Here is a 22,692-nt window from a genome sequence, read left to right as displayed (position 1 = left end):
TCTTTACATCATTCCTCCCATTCCTCCTCCTCCAGATCCAGGCATTGGAGGTGCTACATTTCCCTCGTCTTTTTTAATTTCTGTTACAACGCATTCAGTTGTCAACAACATACCGGATACTGACGCTGCATTTTCTAATGCTACTCTAGCAACCTTAGTAGGATCTATGATTCCTTCTACAATCATATTTTTATATTCTCCAATTTTAGCATCATATCCATAATCTCCCTTCCCTTCAGCTACTTTAGCAACAACAACAGATCCTTCTCCTCCTGCATTAGCTACAATTTGACGTAAAGGCTCTTCTAAAGATCTTCTAACTATTTGAATTCCTGTATCTTGATCTACATTTTCTCCTTTTAGATTATCTAAAGAATTAATAGCTCTAACTAAAGCCACTCCCCCTCCTGCTACAATACCCTCTTCTACTGCAGCTCTTGTAGCATTTAAAGCGTCATCTACACGATCTTTTTTTTCTTTCATTTCGACTTCAGATGCTGCTCCAACATAAAGAACTGCAACTCCTCCTGCTAATTTTGCCAGACGTTCCTGCAATTTTTCCTTATCGTAATCTGATGTAGTTGATTCTATTTGTGCTTTGATTTGATCAACACGTGCTCTTATGTCTCTTTTGTTCCCTCCTCCATTAACAATAGTAGTATTATCTTTATCTATGATAACTCTTTCTGCTTTTCCTAGCATATTTAATTTTACATCTTCTAACTTGCTTCCTGTTTCTTCAGAAATAACAGTCCCTCCTGTTAAAATAGCTATATCTTCTAACATGGATTTCCTTCTATCTCCAAATCCAGGAGCTTTAATAGCAGCAACTTTTAGAGTTCCGCGTATTTTATTTACTACTAATGTAGCTAAAGCCTCTCCTTCAACTTCTTCAGAAATAATAAGCAATGGTCTACCAGATTGTGCTACAGGTTCCAATATAGGCAACAAATCTTTCATTGCTGCTATTTTTTTATCAGATAATAAAATTTGAGGTTGATCAAACTCAGTGATCATCTTTTCGGTATTTGTTACAAAATATGGAGACTGATAACCTCTATCAAATTGCATTCCTTCAACAACATCAACTGATGTATCTGTTCCTTTTGCTTCTTCCACAGTAATAACTCCTTCTTTTCCTACTTTTTCAAAAGCATCAGCTATTAAAGAACCAGTTTTTTCGTCGTTATTTGCAGAAATAGAAGCTACTTGTTTTATCTTATCTGTATTTCCTCCAACTTCTCTAGACTGTTTTCTTAAATCCAGAATTACAGCTTCTAAAGCTTTATCTATTCCTCTTTTTAAATCCATAGGATTCGCTCCAGCCGCTACGTTTTTTAATCCTTCTCTAACAATAGCTTGTGCCAAAACAGTTGCAGTTGTAGTTCCATCTCCTGCAACATCATTTGTTTTAGAAGCGACTTCTTTCACCATTTGAGCTCCAAGATTCTCTATAGGATCTTCTAATTCAATTTCTTTAGCTACAGTTACACCATCTTTTGTCACTTGAGGGCCTCCAAACGATTTTTGCAATACAACATTACGACCTTTTGGTCCTAAAGTGACCTTGACTGCATTAGCTAATGCATCTACTCCTTTTTTTAGTTTATCTCTTGCTTCAATATCAAATTTTATATCTTTTGCCATAATTTTTTAATTTTTTTAATGAATAAACAAGTTATATGATCATATAATAGCTATTACATCAGATTCTCGCATAATAAGATATTCTTCTCCTTCCCATTTTAATTCTGTTCCAGAATATTTTCCGTACAAAACTCTATCTCCTTTTTTTAAAATCATAGGATCATCCTTTTTTCCTCTTCCTACTGCTATTATGGTTCCTTTTTGTGGTTTCTCTTTTGCTGTATCAGGAATAATTATACCTGAAGCTGTTTTTGTTTCAGCAGGATCAGGCTGTACGAGAACGCGATCTGCTAAAGGTTTAATCTTTACTTCCACCATATTTTAAATAATTTTTAAAGTTTACGATACTAAACGTCCAAAGCCAAAAACATGCCAAATGAAAAATGTTTGAATTTTTTTCATTTAAGCAATATTAAATGTCATTATGACATACATTTTTAATGTTTTGATTTTAGGAAAAAATTGAAAAATAAAGTTAAAAAGAATATAATAATGGATAAAAACCAAGTAAAATTTTCTAGAAATGTATTTGTTCTTTTTACTCCAAAAAATCTAAAATTTTTTTCCATAAAAGTTTGATTAATACTTTCTTTTTTAGGATTTTGTATTAGTATAACCAATATAAGAAGAAGACACATTATAATAATAAGAAATCCAAATATGGTTATAGGTGTTGTTTCCATTTACCAATCATTATTTTCATTAAAAATTTTTTGATACACTTGAATAGTAAGTTTTTCTATGATCTTATCAATGGGTTTTTCTAAAAAAAGTTCTTTTTTATAATAAAAATCTTCTGATATTATAAAACATTTTTCCCAATTTTTCTCTGGTTCAAAATTATCTTTATAAGATATTTGAGCCGTTACTTGAATTTTTCTTATTGGATTATTTATATTTGAGATAATTATATAATCCAAAAATTTTCCTTCTAAAATAACATCTCCATCTTTCAATACTAAATTAGAAGGATTGTGTGTCATAATATATTCTTCAAGATTTTTTCTAAAATCAAAAGCAATAGATCTTCTAGGTAGATCTATTTTTTCTGAAAATTCTCCTATTTCTATCGTTTTCTTTATATCAAAAAATGAAGAAATAGAAGGATGGTAGCAACTAGTAAAAACAAAAAACATAAAAGTAAAAATAATTTTATTACAAGCCATATTGTTTAATTTTTCTATATAGTGTCCTTTCGGAAATTCCTAATTCCGTTGCTGTTTTCCTTCTTCTTCCATTATTTTTTTTTAAAGTTTTTCTAATAAATTCTATTTCCTTTTTTTGTAAAGAAAAAGAAGAAAATTCATTTTTTGATGAATCTTCTTCTATTTCTTCATAATCAAAATCTTCCTCAGAAGAAGGTTTAGATGAATCTTCCAATTGAAAAATTGAATCATCTCTCTTATAAATCATTTTTCCAAAAACTTTTTCCATAATTTGTTGATTATCTTTAATAAATCTTGGATTTGGATGATTTTTAACCAATTGAAAAGTAATATTTTTCAAATCATTTAAATTTTTCTTTATATCAAACAAAATTTTATACAGTAAATCTCTTTCCCTAGAAAATCCTTGAAAGAAAGTTTCATTGTGAGAAAATGATATTGAAGGAATATTTTCTGGAATATATTCTTTTAATTTTTCTATAGAAATTTCACGTTTTTTTTCCACGACAGAAATTTGTTCTGTAATATTTTTTAATTGTCTGATATTCCCTGGCCAAGAATAATTTTCTAAGTATTTCAAAGATTCTTCAGTAAGAAAAATCGGAGGCATATGATACTTTTCAGAAAAATCATTAGAGAATTTTTTGAACAAAAATTTGATATCATTTTTACGAAATCGCAAAGGAGGAACATTAATTTGTACTGTATTAAGACGATAATATAAATCCTCTCTGAATTTTCCTCTTTGTATAGATTCTATCATATTTAAATTAGTAGCAGCAACAATTCGTATATCGGTTTTTTGAATCTTAGAAGAACCAACTTTAATGAATTCTCCTGATTCTAAAATCCTAAGAAGACGTACTTGTGTAGTCAGAGGAAGCTCTCCTACTTCATCTAAAAATATAGTCCCTCCATTAGCTCCTTCAAAATAACCCTTTCGCATACTTGTAGCCCCTGTGAAAGATCCTTTTTCATGTCCAAAAAGTTCACTATCAATAGTTCCTTCTGGAATAGCCCCACAATTTACTGCAATATAAGAATTATGTTTTCTGGAAGAGAATTGATGAATAATTTTTGGAATAAACTCTTTTCCTACACCACTTTCTCCAAGAACTAATACAGAAATATCAGTAGGAGCCACTTGCACTGTTTTTTCTAAAGCTCGATGTAAAGCATAATCATATCCAATGATTCCAAATTTTTGTTTTATATTTTGGATAGATTCCATGTTTTTTTATAAATTTTTCCTATCAAAGTTGCAGATGTAGAATCTGTAATTTTCACAGAAACGATATTTCCCATTTTATAGGATTCTTTAGGAAATACTACAACTAAATTTTGTGTATTTCTTCCATACCAATATTGATTGTTTCTTTTTGATTCCCCTTCTATCAAAACTTCTTGAACTTTTCCCAAATATTCTTTCAATCTAAATAATGAATGTTTTTTTTGTAAATCAATAATCTCTTTTAATCGTTCTTTTTTCACATTTTTAGGAACATTATCTTCTAATTTTCTATATGCATAAGTACCAGGTCTAGGAGAATAAGAAAACATATAACCGTAATTATATTGAATTTGATTCATTAAATCAATAGTATCTTGATGATCTTTTTCTTCTTCATTACAGAATCCAGTCATGATATCATGTGAGATAGAACATTCAGGAATTATGGTTCTAATCTTCTTAACTAAAGAAAGATATTTTTCACGTGTGTATTTTCTATTCATTAGTTTCAGTATTTTGTTACTTCCAGATTGAACGGGTAAATGAATATGCTTACAAATATTTGAATGTTTAGAAATAATTTTTAGAACTTTATCAGACATATCATGAGGATTAGATGTAGAAAACCTTATTCTCATTAAGGGTATTTCTATAGCTAAAAGACTCAAAAGATCTGAAAAGTCTATAGTAATTAATCCTTTATTCCATTTATAAGAATCAACATTTTGTCCTAAAAGAGTAATTTCTTTATATCCATTTTTATACAAACGTTTACATTCATCAATGATGTAATATGGGTTACTGCTTATTTCTCTTCCTCTGGTAAAAGGAACAATACAAAATGTACACATATTATCACATCCTCTGGTTATACTTAAAAAAGTTGTTATTTTCTTTTTTTTGATAAATGGACTTATATCTGCATATGTTTCTTTTTTTTGATGATTAACTTGAGGATTAAAGTACAAGTATTTTTTCCCAATTGAAGCATAACGAATAAAATTCGACAATTCTTTGTAAGAATTTTGATTTACAAAAAAATCTATTTTTTTTTCCTTTAAAAGAAGATCTCTTACTTTTTTTGACAGACACCCTATAACGCCAAATAAAATTTTTTTCTTTTTTTTGACAAATTGTAATTGTTCTAATCTTTTTTTTAAGGTTAATTCTGCTTTTTCTCTAACAGAACAAGAATTGAATAATATTATATTCGCTTCCTCTAAATATTCAGATAAAAAAAAACCATCATTACACAAAATAGAAGTAACTATCTCGCTATCAGCAACGTTCATTTGACAACCATAGGTTTCTATATAAAAACTTTTATTTAATTTTTTTTGATTTTTTTCCATCTAAAATAGAATTTATTAGTGAATAAAGGTAAAAACAAAATGACATTATGTCATAAATGAAGAATTTTTTTTGCTAAAAAAATCATGTTTTTTTTTCCAGTTGATTTTTCCTCTACATTAGAAAGTTTTACTACTGAAATCCAATTTTTTTCTGGAATAGCTTTAACCATTTTTATTACTATATTCATAGAAGGAACTCCTACATCATTAGTAAAATTGGTTCCTATCCCAAAAAAAGGATTAATTTTTTTTTGGCAAAAAGAAGAAATGTAAGACACTTTACATGGATCCAGATTATCCGAAAATATAATTTTTTTTTTGATAGGATTTATTTGAAACTTTTTATAATGTTTTATAGTTTCCTGAGTAAAAAAAAGAGGATTTCCACTATCATGTCTAACTCCCTTAAAAGTTTCAGAAAGTTTTTTATTAAAGTTCTTGAAAAAAACTGAAGATGTATATGTATCAGATAAAGCAATTCCTAATTTACCTTTGTAAATATTCAACCAATTTTCCATAGCTATACGATCTGCTTTTTTGAATCCATGTTTTGCTGCATGAAACATTATCCATTCATGTCCTTGGGTTCCTATCGGTTTAATTGAGAAAAAATGAGATAGATGGACATTACTACTTCCTATAAAAAATGGAGAACCTTCTTCTATGAGTATTTTTAAAACTAATTTATGAACTTGATAAGAATATCTTCTTCTCGTCCCATATTCTCCAATTTTAACTTTTAGTTTTTTATATTTTTTCAATTTTTCTTTAGTTAGGATTACAATTTTTTTATCAGAAATCCGTTTTGCTCCTGTTAATTTGTAGTATAACTCAGATATAATTGCCATTAAAGGAACTTCCCATAAGATAGTACTGCTCCATAATCCTTCTATATTCATTTTTATATTTTTTCCGTTTTGATATATATTCACTTCCTTTGGATTGTATTGATACTTATTTAAAAAATCTAAATAAGAAGAATCTAAATAAGGGCAATATTTTTCCAAATAAATTCTTTCTTCACTTGAAAGTTTTAAATATGCCATTCTATTTAGATTTTCTTTCAATATTTTATCAAAATTTTTTGGAAAAGAATGTTTCCCTCTATTAATAAATTCATATTCAGCTTTTGCGAATGGGAATAATTTAATAACAGCATTTTGCATAGTAAATTTATAAAAATCATTGTCTAATAATGATGATATAATAGAAAAATTATTCAATTTATTCATTGAAATCAATCTTTTCATAAAAAAATTCCTAATTTAAAATAAAAAAATGGAAAATTTCCATTTTGATAAATAAGTCATAACTTGTTATGTAGTATATTTTTCTTTTTTAGAAAAAATATTTCTCTAAATTTGCTTTTAAAACAATTTATTTTTAATATGGACAATACGAAATTATACGTAGGTAACTTATCTTATGATATGACAGAACAAGAATTAAAGAAATATTTTGAATCTATAGGGGAAGTAACTCATGCTAAGATAATTTTTGACGAATCTACATCTAACAAAAGAAGTAAAGGCTTCGGATTTATAGAGATGTCTAATGAAGAATATGCAAAACAAGCTATAGAAAAATTAAATGGAACAGAATTTATGGGGAGAAACATTATTGTATCTGCAGCTAGACCAAGAACAAGAAAAGATTATTAGTCTTTATTTTTCATTATTTATGCACGCCTACATCTGTTTTTTTGTTTTTTTGAAAAAAATAACGATTAATGATATCTATATATGAAATAACAACGATATTTAATATCACATATCTATGAAAAAATTATATGGAACAGGTGTAGCGTTAGTTACTCCTTTTAAAAAGGATGAAAAAATCGACTTTAATGGACTTGAAAAACTCGTAAAATATGTTTTAGATAATGAAGTTGATTATTTGGTAGCATTGGGAACTACAGCTGAAACAGCTACTTTAAAAAAAGAAGAAAAACAAGATATTGTTGAATGTATTCAAAGTGCAAATTATAAAAAACTTCCTTTAATACTAGGAGTGGGAGGAAACAATACAAGAGATATTGTTGATCAAATCAATAGCATAAAAAATTTATCAATTTTTTATGCTATTCTTTCAGTTTCTCCTTATTATAATAGACCTTCTCAAGAAGGAATATATGAACATTTTAAATCTATTGTGAATTGTACTGAAGCCAACATAATTGTTTATAATGTACCTAAGAGAACAGGTTCTAATGTTATGCCAGATACTATTTTACGTTTAGCTAATAATTTTAAGAATATAATAGGAATAAAAGAAGCATCTGGAGATGTTTTACAAACTTATAAAGTTCTTGAAAAAAAACCAAAAAATTTTAGCGTGATATCAGGAGATGATTTTATCACTTTGCCTGTTATATTAGGAGGTGGAGAAAGTGTTATTTCTGTAATCGCTCAAGGATTTCCTGATAAGGTTTCTAAGATGGTTTCTTTAGCTAGGAAGAATCAAGTAGAAAAATCTTTTTCTATTTTTTATAAAATTATTCAAATGATAGATCTCATTTATGAAGAAGGAAATCCTACAGGGATTAAAACTTTCCTAAATATAATAGGAATATGTAATCCATATGTCAGATTACCTCTGATAATTGGAAGTCCCTATTTAAAAAATAAAATGATAAATTTATTGAAGCAAATCAACTCATAGAAATTGATATTATGTTTAGCGAAAAAATACAAATAGGATTAACGAAACAATTAAATAGAGAATCAGAATCCTCTCAATTGTATTTGTCTATGGCTTCTTGGGTAGAAAAGAAAGGTTTTGAAGGAATATCCGAATTTTTATATGATCATTCACATGAAGAAAGGATGCATATGTTAAAGTTAATAAGGTATATTAACAAGAGAGGAGGTTCCGCTATTTTGGATAACATTTTTATTAGAAAAAAAACATATGGATCTTTGAAAGAATTATTTCAAATATTATTTGAACATGAAAAGAAAATTTCTAATGAAATTAATATTTTAGTAGAATTATCTTTACAAGAAAAAGATTATTTTACATATAATTTTTTGCAATGGTATGTTGAAGAACAGATGGAAGAAGAAACTTTAAGTAAAATGATTTTAGATAAGATTGAACTAGTAGGAGAAGACAAAGTAGGATTGTATTTATTTGATAAAGACATAAAAAATTTTCATAAACAATAAAAATTATGAATATCAAATCTATTTTTTTGATGGTAATATTCATAACTTTTTTTTGAAAATTGTTTAACAATTTGTTAATTAACAATAGAAAATAAAAATTATTGCATAGCTGATTCTTATCAAGGAAAAAGTTTTGTACAAAATTTGTGTATCTCTATATCAACTTTCTAGAAAAGTTGATAAGGAAGATTTTTTCAAATTATATGAAATGTTTTCCACTCTATTATAATGCATAAAAATTCTGTCATAAAAAACTTATAAAGTTATGAATTTTTTGAGAGAAATTAATCATGTTCCAATAAACACTGAAACTATAGATCGTGTAAAATTAGAAGAAAAATCAGGAAAAAACATATATGAAACTATATGTATTTTGGAAAAAATAAGTCATAAAATTAGCAACGATATTAAAGTTGATTTGGATAAAAAATTAGAAGAATTTAATTTTATGAACAAAAATAATTTAGAAGAAATTTTTGAGAACAAAGAACAAATAGAGCTATCAAGGTTTTATGAAAATCTTCCAAAATCTACATCTATATCCATTCAATATTTACTGGATGAAAAAATAAAAACTTAATTCATTTTATTTTTATAATCCGTTAAAAATTTTTCCAAACCTATATTTGTTAATGGATGATTCAGTAGAGAATAAATAACTTTCATAGGAGAAGTCACTGCGTATATTCCTATTTTTGAACATTCTATAATATGTAAAGAATGACGTATGGATGCCCCCAAAATTTTGGTTCTAAAATGATAGTTATTATATATATTTTTGATTTCTCGTATCAAATCCAAGCCATCGTAAGAAACATCATCTACTCTTCCTATGAAAGGAGAAACATAATTAGATCCAACTTTAGCTGCTAAAATGGCTTGACCTGTAGAAAAAACGAGAGTACAATTTGTTTTAATTTTTTTATTAGAAAGATATTTAATTGCTTTGATTCCATCTTGAGTCATTGGAATTTTTACAACAATTCTTGGATGTATAAAAGAAAGTTTTTCTCCTTCTTTAATCATATCTCTATAATTAGTACTAATTACCTCTGCACTAACATCTTCTTCATTTCTTAGAAGACTGCATATAGACATATAATGATCCTGAATTTCTTTCTGACTAGAAAGAGATTCCTTGGAAATTAAAGACGGATTTGTTGTAACTCCATCTAATATCCCGAGTGATCTTGCTTCATTAATCTCTTTCAAATTTGCTGTATCTACAAAAAATTTCATAATCCATATATCATTTTGAATGCAAATTTAAAATATTTTTTGAGAACGAATTTTATTGTTTTTCTTTTATAAATAAATTTTTGAGTAGAAAAATCTGTAAATTTATAAAATAAAAATACGTTTTACACATACAACCAACATACATATTAGGCTATGCATTTTGATGTTATTATTTTGGGAAGTGGACCAGGGGGTTATGTAGCTTCCATACGATCATCACAACTTGGAATGAAAACAGCTCTGATTGAAAAAGAATCTCTTGGTGGTGTTTGTTTAAATTGGGGATGTATTCCTACTAAATCTCTTTTAAACAGTGCCAAAATTCTGCAATCCATAAAAAAAAATGGAAAACTTTTTGGAATAAAAAAAGATCAAATTAAAATAGATTATTCTCAAATAGTTAATAAAAGTAGAAATGTGGTAGAAAAAATGAGAAAAGGGATTTCATTTTTAATGAAAAAAAATGGAATCCATGTCATTCATGGAAATGCAATATTAAAAAAGGAAAAAAAAATTGAAATTTTTCAAGAGGAAAAAAATTTAGGAGAATATTCTGCTTCACATATTGTTATTTCTACTGGAGCTTTTCCTAAAATTGAAGATAAATTTCAATATGATGGGAAAAAAGTTATAACATATAAAGAAGCTCTTTCTTTATCCTCTTTACCAAAAAAAATGATTATTATAGGGTCTGGTTCTATAGGATTAGAATTTGCTTATTTTTATCATTCTATGGGAACAGATATTACCATTATAGAAATTTGTACAAAACTTTTTCCAAATGGAGATGATGAAATATCTGATTATTTGAAATCCTCTTTTGAAAGAATGGGAATTAAAATCTATACATCTTCTTCTATTTCTTCTATAAGGAAAAAAAATTCTAATAATGGAATAATTGTGGAAATGAAATCTTCTGTAGGAAATGTTGTTTTAGAAACAGATATAGTTCTTTACGCTATTGGAATTATTCCTAATATCAGACATATTGGATTGGAAGAGATAGGAATTCAAATAGAGAAAGGATTTATTCTTGTAGATGAAAATTATCGTACAAACATAGATGGATATTATGCTATTGGAGATGTAATTCAGACTCCTTCTTTGGCTCATGTTGCCTCTCATGAGGCAATTAACTGTATTGAAAATATAAAAGGATTAAATTGTCAAAAAATAGATTATAACAATGTTCCAAAATGTGTATATTCTTCTCCTGAGATAGCTTCAGTAGGATATACTGAAAAAGAATCCAAAGAAAAAGGATTTCAGATTAAAGTAGCTAAGTTTCCATTTAGTGCTCTTGGAAGAGCTATTTCCGATGAAAATACTAACGGTTTTGTTAAAGTAATTTTTGATGCTAAATATGATGAATGGTTAGGGTGTCATATGATTGGAAACAATGTAACAGACCTAATTTCAGAAGTAGTAGTTGCAAGAAAACTGGAAGCGACCAGTTACGAAATTATAGGAACTATACACCCTCATCCTTCATTGAGTGAAGCTATTTTAGAATCTGTATCTAACGCTTATGGGAGATCTATTCATTTGTAAACTACTTTTTTTACATATCTTCTGTATTTTTTATCCAAAAACGCATATTTATTTTATATATATTTAATTGTATACTAATAAATTACCTTTTTACATCTACTCTTTGCATAAGATTCATTATTTTATTATTTTATGATACATATTATATTGTTTGGACCACCTGGATGTGGAAAAGGAACTCAGGCTAAAATTATTGCAACTAAGTTTGGTTTTTCCCACTTATCTACTGGAATGATATTCAGAAATCATATGAAAAGAAAAACGGATTTAGGAAAAACTGCTAGTTTTTATATTAATAAAGGAATATTAGTTCCTGATATGATTACCACAAATATGTTAAACATAGAAATTCAAAAACATTTTTATGAAAAAGGAATTATTTATGATGGATATCCCAGAACCAGAAATCAAATTTTTTCTTTAGAAAAAGCTTTAAAAAAATTTTGTTTGGGAACAATAAATATAATTTTCTATTTTTATATTCAAAAAAATTTAATAATAGATAGATTATTAAAAAGAGGAAAAAAAAGTCATCGTAACGATGATACAAATATCATAACGGTTCAAAGAAGAATAGAAGAATATAACAAAGAAACTTCTTCGATTTGGAATAGCGATCCTAAATGGAAAAATAATATAATCAAATTAAATGCTTCTTTATCTGTAAATAGTATTTCTCTTCTCATAGAAGAAAAAATAAAAAATTTTTTAAACAAAAATTAACCTCATGGAAAATTGTTTTGTTGATTTTATAAAAATTTACTGCAAAAGTGGTAATGGAGGAGCTGGATGCATTCATTTTTATAGAGATAAATATATAACTAGAGGAGGTCCAGATGGAGGATCAGGGGGGAAAGGAGGGGATATTATTATTCAAGGAAATTCTCATATTCATACTTTTCTTCATTTAAGATATAATAAACATTGGATTGCAGAATCAGGATCTTCTGGAAAAGAGAATAATATTACTGGATCCAGTGGAAAAGATCTATTAATAGAAGTTCCTATCGGAACTGTGGTAAAAGATGAAAAAAAAAATGCAATAACAGAAATTACTAAAAACCATGAAAAAAAAATTTTATTTGAAGGAGGAAAGGGTGGAAAAGGAAATGCTTTTTTTAAAAATTCAATATATCAATCTCCTATTCATGCACAAAAAGGGATAAAAACAAAAGGTTATTGGATTTTTTTAGAATTGAAAATTTTGGCAGATGTAGGATTAATAGGATTTCCAAATACTGGAAAATCAACTTTACTTTCTGTGATCACAAGAGCAAAACCTAAGATAGCTAATTTTTCTTTTACAACCAAGACTCCAAATTTGGGCGTTGTCAAGATGAATTTTGATTCTTTTTTAGTTGCAGATATTCCTGGGATTATTGAAAAAGCATCTGAAGGAAAAGGGTTAGGACATCATTTTCTTAGACATGCAGAACGAAATTCTGTTTTATTATTTTTAATTTCTTCAGAAACAAAAAATAAAATAAAAGAGTATTTAATCTTGTTAAAAGAACTCAATAAATTTAACTCAAATTTTTTAAATAAAAAACGTTTGTTGGCGATTTCCAAATCAGATTTGATTAATGATAAAAAAAAAGAAAAAATAAGAGAAATATTTTTAAGTTTAAAAGAAAATATTCTTTTTATTTCTTCTTTCACTAAAGAAGGATTAATGGAATTAAAAATAAAGTTGTGGAAATTAATTAAAATTTAAGATTTATATTAGCTTATTCATTACAATATCTTTATCTATATTCAAAACGGAATGAGTGTTTTCTACATCATACATATAATCCAAAAATATTTTTTCACAAAAAGTTCGTAAGCCTCTAGCTCCAATACCTACTTGAAAAGTTTTATCTACTATGATATCTAAAGCTTCATCTGTTATATTCATAGATATATTATCCATATCAAATAATTTTTGATATTGCTTGATTAAGGAATTTTTGGGGTCCAACAAAATTTTTTTCAACATTTTTTTATTCAATGGATTTAAATAAGTGGTAACAGGAAACCTCCCTATCAATTCAGGTATTAATCCAAAACTTTTTAAATCTGTAGAAATAATATTTTTTAAATAATTTTTATAGGTATTTTTTTCTCTTTTCTCTTGAGTTAAAAAACCTATTGAAATTTGTTCTATTCTATCAGAAACAATTTTTTCTATTCCATCAAATGTTCCTCCAGCTATAAATAATATGTTTTCAGTATTAATTTGTATCATTTTTTGATCTGGATGTTTTCTTCCTCCTTGTGGAGGGACATTGATGACTGATCCTTCTAATATTTTAAGCAACGCTTGTTGCACTCCTTCTCCAGAAACATCTCTAGTAATAGAAGGATTATTACTTTTTCTAGATATTTTATCAATTTCATCTAGAAAAATAATTCCTTTTTCAGCAGAATTTATATCATAATTTACTGATTGTAAAAGTCTAGACAATATTGATTCAACATCCTCTCCTACATATCCAGCTTCAGTTAAAGTAGTAGCGTCAGCTATAGCAAAAGGAACTTTTAAAAGTTTTGATATGGTTTTCGCTAATAAAGTTTTTCCTGTTCCTGTTTTTCCAATTAATAATATGTTAGATTTTTCTATTTCTACATCTTGATTTTCTGATTTGTAAAAATTATGATGTATTCTTTTATAATGATTATATACAGCAACGGAAATGATTTTTTTTGCTTCATTTTGTCCCACAACATATTTATCTAAAAAAAACTTGATCTCTTTAGGTTTTTTTATTTGTATAAACTCATTTTTTTTTTTTCTATTTTTTTAGACAAAAAATCTCTATGAATTATGGAATAAGTTTTTTCTATACAAAAATTACATATGTGTCCGCTGATTCCCGATATAAGAAAAGTAATATCATTTTTTTTTCTTCCACAAAAATTACATTTCAATAAGTCTTCCATAAATTTTTTTCCTATTCCATCTTTCACATATATATAGGAGCAAGCTGAAACTACATCACATCGCTACAACCTTATTACCTTTGCTGTGTTCCCACCCTGGAGGATTCTTAGGGAGCTGATTGTGTAGAACTTGCTCCATAGGTTGGTAAATATAAAAAAAAAATCATAAATTCTCATTTTTTCTAAATAAAAATTCACATTCTGTGAAATAAAAAATTTTTGTATTATCATAATTTTAATTGTTTATTTCTTCGTATTATTTCATTTTAATTTTTGTTTGATTTTGTGATGGAAATAAAATATATTTTTGTTACAGGAGGAGTGACCTCTTCTTTGGGAAAAGGAATAGTTTCAGCTTCATTAGGCATGTTATTGAAAGCTAGAGGGTATAAAGTTTCAATTTTGAAGCTAGACCCTTATTTTAATATAGATCCAGGAACTTTAAATCCTTATGAACATGGAGAGTGCTTTGTTACTAAAGATGGAGCAGAAACAGATTTAGATTTAGGACATTATGAACGATTTTTAAACCAACCCACTGCTAAAGAGAATAATGTGACATCTGGATTAATATATAAAACAGTTATAGATAACGAAAGAAAAGGAAATTACTTAGGAAAAACGGTACAGGTCATCCCTCACATTACTAATGAAATTAAAAGACGCATTAAAATACTCGGAGAATCAAAAAATTACGATATTATTATTACTGAAATAGGAGGAACAGTGGGAGATATAGAAAGTTTGCCATATATTGAATCAGTACGTCAATTAAAGTGGGAATTAGGAAAATTCAATGGATTAGTAATTCACTTAACATTGCTCCCATATATTACAGTTACTGGAGAAATAAAAACAAAACCAACACAACATTCTGTTCGTAATTTAATGGAAAATGGAATACAAGCAGATATTATTGTATGTCGAACAGAAAAACATATTTCTAAAAAAATTAGAGAAAAATTAGCTTTGTTTTGCAATGTAAAACCTAAACATGTTATAGAATCGATTGATACTAAAATTATATATGAAATTCCTTGTTTGTTGCATTTGCAAAATTTTGATAAAGTAGTATTAAATCATTTAAATTTATCCACTATTATTTCTCCTGATTTAAAAAAATGGAAGTTTTTTATAAAAAAATATAAAAAACCAAAATATGAAACTAAAATAGCATTAGTTGGAAAATATGTTTCTTTACATGATTCTTATAAATCAATTACTGAAGCGTTAATTCATGCAGGGACTGAAAATGAAACTTACGTTAATATAAAATGGATTTATTCGGAAATGATAAAAGAAAAAAATATAAAGGAATATTTTGAAGGAATTTCAGGAATTTTAGTCGCACCAGGATTTGGAAATAGAGGAATAGAAGGAAAAATTCTTGCAGCAAAGTATGCAAGAGAGAAAAAAATTCCATTTTTTGGTATCTGTTTAGGAATGCAAATTGCCGTAATAGAATTTGCTAGAAACGTTTTGGGATTAAAAAAAGCAGAAAGTTATGAAACAAATCCATATACTTTTCATCCAGTAATCTGTTTAATGGAAAAACAAAAAAAATTAACTAACAAAGGAGGAACTATGCGTTTAGGAAATTGGAAATGTTCTTTTTCAGAAGGATCAAAAATATTTTCTATTTATGGAGGAAAAAAAGAAGTTTTAGAAAGACATCGTCATAGATATGAATTTAATAATAATTATCTAGAACATTTTTCTAATGCTGGAATGAAAGCCGTTGGAATTAATCCAGAGACAGGATTAGTAGAAGCTTTTGAATTAGAAAATCATGTTTTTTTCTTGGGAGTTCAATATCATCCAGAATATCAAAGTACGGTAACTAATCCACATCCTTTATTCACTTACTTTGTAAAAGTAACCAAAAATTACAAATCTTTTAATTATCAGAATTCTTCTTATATATGAAGGATAAAAATTTAGATTATAGTTCTATGATAGGACTATTTCTTATATTGTTAATTTTAACGATTTTTACGTATTTGAATAATGAAAAAGAGAAAAAATTCAAGATAAATAAAGAATTTTTTGATAAAAAAAAAGTTCCTCTTTTTGAAAAAAGCCAAAAAGAAAAAAATAATTTCTTTTTATTGGAAAATAATGTTTTAAGATTAAAAATATCTAATGTAGGAGGAATAATAAGTGAAGTTTTTTTAAAAAAATATAAAGCATATGATCCTTCATTATCATATCATGCGAAAAATCTTTATTTAGTAAAAAATTCTAGTTTTTTATACAAAATGTCCTTTTCTAATGAAAAAGGGTTAAATATTGATACAAAAAATTTGCTTTTTCAACCTTTTTCATTGGAGAACAAAAAAAAAGGAATTAAAATCCTTATAATGAGAGCTAAAAATCCTTATGGAAAAGGGTTTTTGGATTATATATATACAATTGGAAAAGAAAATCAATATGATATTGGTTTTTCCGTAAAAACAATAAATTTTTATCCTTTTAGAAAATTAGTTTCCATCAATCTGGAGCAAAAAATTTTATCCATGGAAAAGGATAGAAATTGGGAAAATTCTTATACTCAAGCGTATTATTCTATTTTTAATAAAAATTCTGCATCTGTAAAATATTTATCCGAAAGAAAAACAGAAGAAAAAAATATATCCAACATAAATTGGATAGCTTATAAACAACAATTTTTTGCTTCTATATTTATTCCGGAAAAAATATTAAGAAATACTTTTGTTCAATCAGAAAATTTTTCTTCAGGAAGTTTTCTGAAGAAAATTCAATTCAAAACGTTTGTAAAAACGAAAAAAAATGAAGAATTTCATTTTTCTTTTCGTTTTTATTTTGGGCCTTTAGATTTTAATTTATTAAAAGAATATAAAAATGGATTTGAAAATATTATTCCATTTGGATGGGGTTTCTTAAAATGGATTAATAAATATTTTTTTCTGATAATTTTTCAATTTCTGGAAAAAACAAATTTAAATTATGGAGTTATTATTATTTTGATGACCATAGTGGTGAAACTTCTATTATCTCCAATTACTTATAAACAATATAAATTAAGTGCTATAATGAAATTAATTCGTCCGGAAATAGAAGAATTAAATAACAAATATAAAAAGAATGAAGATGCTTTAAAAAAACAAAGAGTTATGATGGAATTATATCGTAAAGTAGGAGTAAATCCAATGTCCGGATGTATTTCTACACTATTTCAAGTTCCTATTTTTTACTCATTATTTAAATTTTTTCCTACTATAATCAATTTGAGAGGAAAATCTTTTTTATGGGTAGAAGATCTCACTTCATATGATTCAATTCTAGAATTGCCTTTTTTTATTCCTTTTTACGGAAATCATGTGAGTTTACTTACTTTATTGTATTCATTTGCTTTGTTGGGTTACACGAAATTAAGTAACAATGGAAAAAAGGAATTTTCTCAAGATGAAAATAGCTCTATTCCAGATATGAATTTCATATTATATTTGATGCCTATTATTATGTTATTATTTATAAATAGTTATGCTTCTGCTTTATCTCTATATTATTTTACTTCTAATATGATCAATATTGGTTTTTTATTTTTTATCAAAGAATTTATGTTGGATGAGAAAAAAATTCTTATGAAAATTCAAGAAAAAAAACTGATAAAACATAATCAAAAAAAGATTCAATAATAGATGTAAAAAAAATTATTCAATAAATTTGATTTCTTTTTGATAGAAAGAATAGAATTTCTTATTAAATTCAATTATTAGAAACCCTTGATCTGTTATAGATCGTATTATTCCTTTAACAAAATCATTTATTTTGTGAATATAAAAAAGAGAAATTTTATCTTTCAAATAAAGATGATTAATATAATATTTTCGTGAAAAATTTTCCCCATGAATTGTGAAAAGAAAATATTCTTTTTGAATAGAATATATAATGTTATAAAATAGATTATCTAATTCAAAATTTAGATTGAAAATTTTTTTCAAAGAAGTAGCATTCCATTCCTTTTCAAATTTAGTTTGATGTACATTCAAACCGATTCCAATAATAGAAGAATGAATTTTTTTTAGAAAAATACTATTTTCTATTAAAATTCCTCCTATTTTCTTACTATATGAAATCATATCGTTAGGCCATTTAATCCAAATTTTTTTTTTTTATTATAGTTTAATAAAGCTTTATGAATTCCATTACTTGTGATAATGTTTATCAAATATTTTTTATTTATAGGAAAAGGATTTATAGGTTTAAAAATGATACTGAAAGTTAAGTTCTTTTCTTTTTCTGAATGCCATAAATTATTCTCAAATCCTATACCTTGAGTTTGATTCAGAGCCCAAATAACTATCCAATTTTTTTTTTATAAGTATATTTCCTTGCATATTGGTTTGTGGAATTTACTTTTTTTAATAGAACTAAATCTATAGGCCAAATAAGTTTTTTCAAAATGTTTTATATTGGGTAATTTAACTTCCTTTAAAGCGAAAATCTTATTTTTGTTTTTTTTGAAATTTAAAAAAAAATACTTATTTAACAATATTAAAAATAACTTTCGTTTTGTTACTAAAAAAAATCATAGAAGGGATTCAAATGGTTAAAGGAAAAGATATATCTGTTATAAACTTAAAAAATAGAGAAAATTTTATTTGTGATTATTTTGTTATTTGTAATGGAGATTCTCATAATCAAGTTTATGCCATTTCCCAGTCTATAGAAAGAACTACAATCAAACAATTAAAGAAAAAACCTTGGCATATAGAAGGATTAAAAAAGAGAGAATGGATATTAGTAGATTATGTTTCAATTGTTGTCCATATTTTTCAAAAAGAGGTGAGATCGCATTATAATATAGAAATTCTTTGGAATTAAAATTTATAACAGGAAATTTGGTTTTTATTTAAATTCGATAATGAAGAAACCTAATATGATAGATAAAAAATCCAAAAGCAAAAATAATTTTTTTTGGGTATATGCAGTTATATTTGCTATATTGATAGGGATATTTTTTTTTAAATCTTCTTTTTCTAACCCTAGAAAAATAGATCAGGATACTTTTTTTGATATCCTGTTAAAAGGAGAAGTTCAAAAAATTATAGTCAAACATAGAGAAATAGTTCATGTTTATTTAAAGAAAAAATTCTTATTTCCTGATGAAATCAATACAAATACTACAATTTCTCCTAAAAATGATAATGATAAAAGATTTCTTACGCAACCATTACCATTACAGTACGAATTTGAAATAGGAGATTTGCAATTTTTTCAGAAAAAATTTGAAGAATATAAAAAAAAGTATAATCTGAATACCATTATTGATTTTAAGAATCAACCAGAATATACAATAACTAAATTTTTCTTTGATTATGGTATATTTTTTATATTATTAATAATTTTTTGGATTTTTCTTTTTAGAAAAATAGGGACTACAGGAGGAGGTCCAGGAGGACAGATATTTAATATAGGAAAATCTAGAGCAAAATTATTTGATGAAAATGATAATGTAAAAGTTACATTTAAAGATGTAGCTGGATTAGAAGGTGCAAAAGAAGAAGTTCAAGAAATAGTAGAATTTTTAAAAAGCCCCCAAAAATATACTAAACTTGGGGGAAAAATACCTAAAGGGGCCTTATTAATAGGACCTCCAGGAACAGGAAAAACTTTGCTAGCAAAAGCGGTAGCAGGAGAAGCTAGAGTTCCATTTTTTTCTTTGTCTGGTTCAGATTTTGTGGAAATGTTTGTAGGAGTAGGGGCTTCCCGAGTAAGAGATCTGTTTGAAAAAGCTAAAGAAAAATCTCCATGTATAATATTTATTGATGAAATAGATGCTATAGGAAGAGCTAGAGGAAAAAGTAGTATAGCTGGATCAAATGATGAAAGAGAAAATACTTTGAATCAATTATTAACAGAAATGGATGGATTTGGAACTCACACAAATGTGATTGTATTAGCAGCAACAAATAGATCAGATATTTTGGATAAAGCATTACTTCGTCCTGGACGTTTTGATCGCACTATATTAGTTGATCCTCCTGAATTAAATGAAAGAAAAGAAATATTTAAAGTTCATCTTCAAAGATTGGTGTTATCTAGTAATGTAGATATAGATTTTTTAGCTAGGCAAACTCCAGGTTTTAGTGGTGCAGATATAGCAAATGTTTGTAATGAATCTGCTCTTATTGCAGCAAGAAAAGATAGATCTATGATAGAGAACCAAGATTTTCTGGATGCAATAGATCGTATTATAGGAGGGTTAGAAAAAAAGAACAAGATTATAAAACCAAATGAAAAGAAACGAATAGCCTATCATGAAGCTGGACATGCTACAATAAGTTGGTTGCTAGAACACGCATCTCCTTTAGTTAAGGTGACTATAGTTCCAAGAGGAAGATCTTTGGGGTCTGCATGGTATCTTCCAGAAGAAAGACAATTAACTACTCCAGAACAAATGAAAGATGAAATTTGCGCATTATTAGCAGGGAGATCAGCAGAGGAAATTATTTTTAGTAGTATTTCTACCGGTGCGTTGAATGATTTAGAAAGAGTGACTAAACAAGCACAATCTATGGTGGCTATTTTCGGTTTAAATGAAAGAATTGGAAATGTTTCTTATTATGATTCTTCAGGGCAGAATGAATTTTCTTTTTCAAAACCTTATAGTGAAAAAACAGCTCAGATTATAGATGAAGAAATATCGAAAATTATTACGGAACAATATCAAAGAGCTAAAAAAATATTGAAAAACAATGAAAAGAAATTATCTATGTTAGCTAATGAACTCTTGGAAAAAGAAGTTATCTTTAGAGAAGACTTGAAAAAAATATTTGGAGAGAGACCTTATCCTGATGAGATTGGAGATATGTTAGGAAACATATCCTCTTCTTAATTAATTTTTTTTCATTTTAAAAAAACTTACAATAGATGAAAAAAAAGAAAGATTTAAACTTTCTAATAAGATTTTTTACTGGTTTTATTTATGTTTTTTTGATTATTTTTTCTATTGAGAAAGGAGAAAAAATATTCAGAATCGTAATGATGATGTTGTCCTTTCTTTGTCTATTTGAATTTTTGATTATGTCAGGGACTGATATAATTTTAATTAAAGTAGCTTCTTTGTTTTTTTTATTTTCTATTTTAATGGATATTTTCATAAAAAAAGGGCTTATTCCATATATCATCTGTTTAATTCCTTATTCTATAATTTTTTTTATTATTCAACTGTTTTCTAAAAAGTATTCTCATCAAGAAAAAATCACACAAGTTAGTCATTTAACTTTTGGGTTAGTCTACATTATAATTCCTTTTTTTTTAGCTTCTTATATATATACCACAATCCATCATGGAAAAGAATTAATTTTAGGTATTTTTATTTTAATATGGACAAATGATTCTTTATCCTATTTAATTGGAAAAAAATGGGGAAAAATAAAAATAGCTATTTCTATTTCTCCAAAAAAATCTGTAGAAGGTTTTATTGGAGGTTTCTTCTTTTGTTTAATATTGGGGTTTTTTCTATATAAAATATGGGGGAAAAAATATTGGTTTATTCTATCTTTTATGGTTCCTATATTTTCTACTATTGGAGATCTTTTTGAATCTACTATTAAAAGATCTTACAACGTAAAAAATTCTGGAATTTGGTTTCCCGGACATGGTGGATTTTTAGATAGGTTAGACAGTTTTATTTTTGTAATTCCAATTATAGCTACAATAGTAACTAGTATTAGTTATCTACTTTAAAATAATATTCAAAGTGATTCATAGAGAAGGAGTTTTATTTTTAGTTTATGCTTTTATAATAATATTATTATTAATATTTGTTTCTTTTTTTTTATTTTCTAATCTCATTTCTTTTTTCACTTCTATTTTTTTAATAATTTTTTATGTTTTTCTGATCTTTTTTTTTAGAAATCCAAAAAAGTTTTTTCATGAAAAAAATTGTGATAAAGAAAAAGAAATAGTTATTTCTCCCGCTGATGGAAAAATTGTGGAAATAAAAAATATTTTTGAAACTGAGTTTTTAAAGAAAAATTGTATATGTATTTCTATTTTTATGTCTCCTTTTAATGTGCATGTTAATAGATTTCCTGTTTCTGGAAGGGTGATTTATACCAAATATCATCCAGGAAAATACTTGATAGCATGGTTTAAAAAGTCATCATTGAACAATGAGCGTACAACCATTGTTATAAAAACAAATAAAGGGAAAAAAATATTATTTAGGCAAATAGCTGGATTTTTAGCTAGACGTATTATTCTTTATGCAAGAAAAAATTCTATAGCAAAAAAGGGAGAAGAATTTGGATTTATAAAATTTGGATCTAGAATTGATGTTTTTCTCCCTTTAAATTCTGTAATTTTAGTGAAAAAGGGAGAAAAAGTTTCTGGAGGGGAAACTATAATTTCCATTATCCCGTTATAATCAACTCCCTTTATTAATT

General features: G+C 26.5%; 22 protein-coding genes and 1 pseudogene. 13 read left to right on the top strand and 10 right to left on the bottom strand.

Annotation, left to right across the window (positions count from 1 at the left end; all coding sequences use genetic code 11):
* Positions 1-3 precede the first annotated feature (3 nt).
* From groL to pncB, 7 genes are all read right to left on the bottom strand, one after another.
* A complete protein-coding gene (gene groL, locus H0H47_RS02200; RefSeq protein ID WP_185865861.1) occupies positions 4-1,647 on the bottom strand; it encodes a chaperonin GroEL in 1,644 nt (547 codons plus the stop codon).
* 39 nt (positions 1,648-1,686) lie between these two features.
* The gene (locus H0H47_RS02195; RefSeq protein ID WP_185865860.1) at positions 1,687-1,965 is read right to left on the bottom strand and encodes a co-chaperone GroES; all 279 of its coding nucleotides are present in this window, start codon (positions 1,963-1,965) and stop codon (positions 1,687-1,689) included.
* A 119-nt stretch (positions 1,966-2,084) separates the two neighbouring features.
* On the bottom strand, positions 2,085-2,330 hold the full coding sequence (gene secG, locus H0H47_RS02190; protein WP_185865859.1) for a preprotein translocase subunit SecG: 246 nt from the start codon (positions 2,328-2,330) through the stop codon (positions 2,085-2,087).
* Positions 2,331-2,813, bottom strand: coding sequence for a hypothetical protein (locus tag H0H47_RS02185; RefSeq protein WP_185865858.1), 483 nt, complete (start codon positions 2,811-2,813; stop codon positions 2,331-2,333).
* Positions 2,803-4,044, bottom strand: coding sequence for a sigma 54-interacting transcriptional regulator (locus H0H47_RS02180; RefSeq protein ID WP_185865857.1), 1,242 nt, complete (start codon positions 4,042-4,044; stop codon positions 2,803-2,805). The genes H0H47_RS02185 and H0H47_RS02180 overlap by 11 nt, the downstream gene beginning before the upstream one ends.
* Entirely contained in the window at positions 4,023-5,396 is a 1,374-nt protein-coding gene (miaB, locus tag H0H47_RS02175) for a tRNA (N6-isopentenyl adenosine(37)-C2)-methylthiotransferase MiaB (RefSeq protein ID WP_185865856.1), read from the bottom strand. The genes H0H47_RS02180 and miaB overlap by 22 nt, the downstream gene beginning before the upstream one ends.
* A gap of 50 nt (positions 5,397-5,446) precedes the next feature.
* A complete protein-coding gene (gene pncB, locus H0H47_RS02170) occupies positions 5,447-6,646 on the bottom strand; it encodes a nicotinate phosphoribosyltransferase (protein WP_238785079.1) in 1,200 nt (399 codons plus the stop codon).
* Between the two features lie 138 nt (positions 6,647-6,784).
* Here pncB and H0H47_RS02165 point away from each other — a divergent pair, with 138 nt between their 5' ends.
* The 4 genes from H0H47_RS02165 to H0H47_RS02150 all read left to right on the top strand — a co-directional run bounded on the left by H0H47_RS02165 (position 6,785) and on the right by H0H47_RS02150 (position 9,143).
* Positions 6,785-7,057 (top strand): RNA recognition motif domain-containing protein, encoded by a 273-nt coding sequence (locus tag H0H47_RS02165; RefSeq protein WP_185865855.1) that lies wholly within the window; start codon positions 6,785-6,787, stop codon positions 7,055-7,057.
* Between the two features lie 115 nt (positions 7,058-7,172).
* Positions 7,173-8,057 carry a 4-hydroxy-tetrahydrodipicolinate synthase gene (gene dapA, locus H0H47_RS02160; RefSeq protein WP_185865854.1) on the top strand — a complete coding sequence of 295 codons (885 nt, stop codon included), beginning with the start codon at positions 7,173-7,175 and terminating at the stop codon, positions 8,055-8,057.
* A gap of 11 nt (positions 8,058-8,068) precedes the next feature.
* Complete coding sequence (locus H0H47_RS02155) at positions 8,069-8,563, top strand: ferritin (protein ID WP_185865853.1); 495 nt, start codon at positions 8,069-8,071, stop codon at positions 8,561-8,563.
* A gap of 265 nt (positions 8,564-8,828) precedes the next feature.
* Entirely contained in the window at positions 8,829-9,143 is a 315-nt protein-coding gene (locus tag H0H47_RS02150; protein WP_185865852.1) for a hypothetical protein, read from the top strand.
* Here the strand turns inward: H0H47_RS02150 and fsa are convergent.
* Entirely contained in the window at positions 9,140-9,802 is a 663-nt protein-coding gene (gene fsa, locus H0H47_RS02145) for a fructose-6-phosphate aldolase (protein WP_185865851.1), read from the bottom strand. The genes H0H47_RS02150 and fsa overlap by 4 nt on opposite strands.
* Before the next feature lie 153 nt (positions 9,803-9,955).
* On the opposite strand from fsa, the gene lpdA reads away from it, so the two are divergent.
* From lpdA to obgE, 3 genes are all read left to right on the top strand, one after another.
* Positions 9,956-11,353: a dihydrolipoyl dehydrogenase gene (gene lpdA / locus H0H47_RS02140; RefSeq protein WP_185865850.1), complete on the top strand. Its 1,398-nt coding sequence runs from the start codon at positions 9,956-9,958 to the stop codon at positions 11,351-11,353.
* A gap of 132 nt (positions 11,354-11,485) precedes the next feature.
* Positions 11,486-12,076, top strand: a complete 591-nt coding sequence (locus H0H47_RS02135) for an adenylate kinase family protein (RefSeq protein ID WP_185865849.1) — start codon at positions 11,486-11,488, stop codon at positions 12,074-12,076.
* A gap of 4 nt (positions 12,077-12,080) precedes the next feature.
* On the top strand, positions 12,081-13,067 hold the full coding sequence (gene obgE / locus H0H47_RS02130) for a GTPase ObgE (RefSeq protein WP_185865848.1): 987 nt from the start codon (positions 12,081-12,083) through the stop codon (positions 13,065-13,067).
* Positions 13,068-13,070: 3 nt separating this feature from the next.
* On the opposite strand, the pseudogene clpX reads toward obgE, so the two are convergent.
* A pseudogene (gene clpX / locus H0H47_RS02125) lies at positions 13,071-14,275 on the bottom strand (ATP-dependent Clp protease ATP-binding subunit ClpX).
* A gap of 288 nt (positions 14,276-14,563) precedes the next feature.
* Between clpX and H0H47_RS02115 the strand changes: the two are divergent.
* Both H0H47_RS02115 and yidC read left to right on the top strand, forming a co-directional pair.
* Complete coding sequence (locus tag H0H47_RS02115; RefSeq protein WP_185866309.1) at positions 14,564-16,201, top strand: CTP synthase; 1,638 nt, start codon at positions 14,564-14,566, stop codon at positions 16,199-16,201.
* Positions 16,198-17,934, top strand: a complete 1,737-nt coding sequence (gene yidC, locus H0H47_RS02110) for a membrane protein insertase YidC (protein ID WP_185865847.1) — start codon at positions 16,198-16,200, stop codon at positions 17,932-17,934. The genes H0H47_RS02115 and yidC overlap by 4 nt, the downstream gene beginning before the upstream one ends.
* 15 nt (positions 17,935-17,949) lie before the next feature.
* Here the strand turns inward: yidC and H0H47_RS03155 are convergent, their stop codons facing one another.
* Complete coding sequence (locus H0H47_RS03155; protein WP_238785078.1) at positions 17,950-18,378, bottom strand: biotin--[acetyl-CoA-carboxylase] ligase; 429 nt, start codon at positions 18,376-18,378, stop codon at positions 17,950-17,952.
* Between the two features lie 433 nt (positions 18,379-18,811).
* Here H0H47_RS03155 and rsfS point away from each other — a divergent pair, with 433 nt between their 5' ends.
* The 4 genes from rsfS to H0H47_RS02085 are packed head-to-tail and all read left to right on the top strand — an operon-like array spanning position 18,812 to position 22,673.
* Positions 18,812-19,123: a ribosome silencing factor gene (gene rsfS, locus H0H47_RS02100; RefSeq protein ID WP_185865846.1), complete on the top strand. Its 312-nt coding sequence runs from the start codon at positions 18,812-18,814 to the stop codon at positions 19,121-19,123.
* A gap of 55 nt (positions 19,124-19,178) precedes the next feature.
* Complete coding sequence (gene ftsH, locus H0H47_RS02095; protein WP_185865845.1) at positions 19,179-21,137, top strand: ATP-dependent zinc metalloprotease FtsH; 1,959 nt, start codon at positions 19,179-19,181, stop codon at positions 21,135-21,137.
* A gap of 35 nt (positions 21,138-21,172) precedes the next feature.
* Positions 21,173-21,991 (top strand): phosphatidate cytidylyltransferase, encoded by an 819-nt coding sequence (locus H0H47_RS02090; protein ID WP_185865844.1) that lies wholly within the window; start codon positions 21,173-21,175, stop codon positions 21,989-21,991.
* Positions 21,992-22,004: 13 nt separating this feature from the next.
* Entirely contained in the window at positions 22,005-22,673 is a 669-nt protein-coding gene (locus H0H47_RS02085; RefSeq protein WP_185865843.1) for a phosphatidylserine decarboxylase family protein, read from the top strand.
* Positions 22,674-22,692 lie beyond the last annotated feature (19 nt).

This window comes from Blattabacterium cuenoti (assembly GCF_014252075.1).
Taxonomy (GTDB): domain Bacteria; phylum Bacteroidota; class Bacteroidia; order Flavobacteriales; family Blattabacteriaceae; genus Blattabacterium; species Blattabacterium cuenoti_AC.
The sequence above is the reverse complement of the archived record's forward strand: the minus strand, read 5'-3'. Positions and strand labels throughout refer to the sequence as shown.

Bases quoted from the DNA above. Each gene is read 5' to 3' on its own strand.
- groL (WP_185865861.1), bottom strand. From the start codon at position 1,647: ATGGCAAAAGATATAAAATTTGATATTGAAGCAAGAGATAAACTAAAA.
- H0H47_RS02195 (WP_185865860.1), bottom strand. From the start codon at position 1,965: ATGGTGGAAGTAAAGATTAAACCTTTAGCAGATCGCGTTCTCGTACAG.
- secG (WP_185865859.1), bottom strand. From the start codon at position 2,330: ATGGAAACAACACCTATAACCATATTTGGATTTCTTATTATTATAATG.
- H0H47_RS02185 (WP_185865858.1), bottom strand. From the start codon at position 2,813: ATGGCTTGTAATAAAATTATTTTTACTTTTATGTTTTTTGTTTTTACT.
- H0H47_RS02180 (WP_185865857.1), bottom strand. From the start codon at position 4,044: ATGGAATCTATCCAAAATATAAAACAAAAATTTGGAATCATTGGATAT.
- miaB (WP_185865856.1), bottom strand. From the start codon at position 5,396: ATGGAAAAAAATCAAAAAAAATTAAATAAAAGTTTTTATATAGAAACC.
- pncB (WP_238785079.1), bottom strand. From the start codon at position 6,646: ATGAAAAGATTGATTTCAATGAATAAATTGAATAATTTTTCTATTATA.
- H0H47_RS02165 (WP_185865855.1), top strand. From the start codon at position 6,785: ATGGACAATACGAAATTATACGTAGGTAACTTATCTTATGATATGACA.
- dapA (WP_185865854.1), top strand. From the start codon at position 7,173: ATGAAAAAATTATATGGAACAGGTGTAGCGTTAGTTACTCCTTTTAAA.
- H0H47_RS02155 (WP_185865853.1), top strand. From the start codon at position 8,069: ATGTTTAGCGAAAAAATACAAATAGGATTAACGAAACAATTAAATAGA.
- H0H47_RS02150 (WP_185865852.1), top strand. From the start codon at position 8,829: ATGAATTTTTTGAGAGAAATTAATCATGTTCCAATAAACACTGAAACT.
- fsa (WP_185865851.1), bottom strand. From the start codon at position 9,802: ATGAAATTTTTTGTAGATACAGCAAATTTGAAAGAGATTAATGAAGCA.
- lpdA (WP_185865850.1), top strand. From the start codon at position 9,956: ATGCATTTTGATGTTATTATTTTGGGAAGTGGACCAGGGGGTTATGTA.
- H0H47_RS02135 (WP_185865849.1), top strand. From the start codon at position 11,486: ATGATACATATTATATTGTTTGGACCACCTGGATGTGGAAAAGGAACT.
- obgE (WP_185865848.1), top strand. From the start codon at position 12,081: ATGGAAAATTGTTTTGTTGATTTTATAAAAATTTACTGCAAAAGTGGT.
- H0H47_RS02115 (WP_185866309.1), top strand. From the start codon at position 14,564: ATGGAAATAAAATATATTTTTGTTACAGGAGGAGTGACCTCTTCTTTG.
- yidC (WP_185865847.1), top strand. From the start codon at position 16,198: ATGAAGGATAAAAATTTAGATTATAGTTCTATGATAGGACTATTTCTT.
- H0H47_RS03155 (WP_238785078.1), bottom strand. From the start codon at position 18,378: ATGATTTCATATAGTAAGAAAATAGGAGGAATTTTAATAGAAAATAGT.
- ftsH (WP_185865845.1), top strand. From the start codon at position 19,179: ATGATAGATAAAAAATCCAAAAGCAAAAATAATTTTTTTTGGGTATAT.
- H0H47_RS02090 (WP_185865844.1), top strand. From the start codon at position 21,173: ATGAAAAAAAAGAAAGATTTAAACTTTCTAATAAGATTTTTTACTGGT.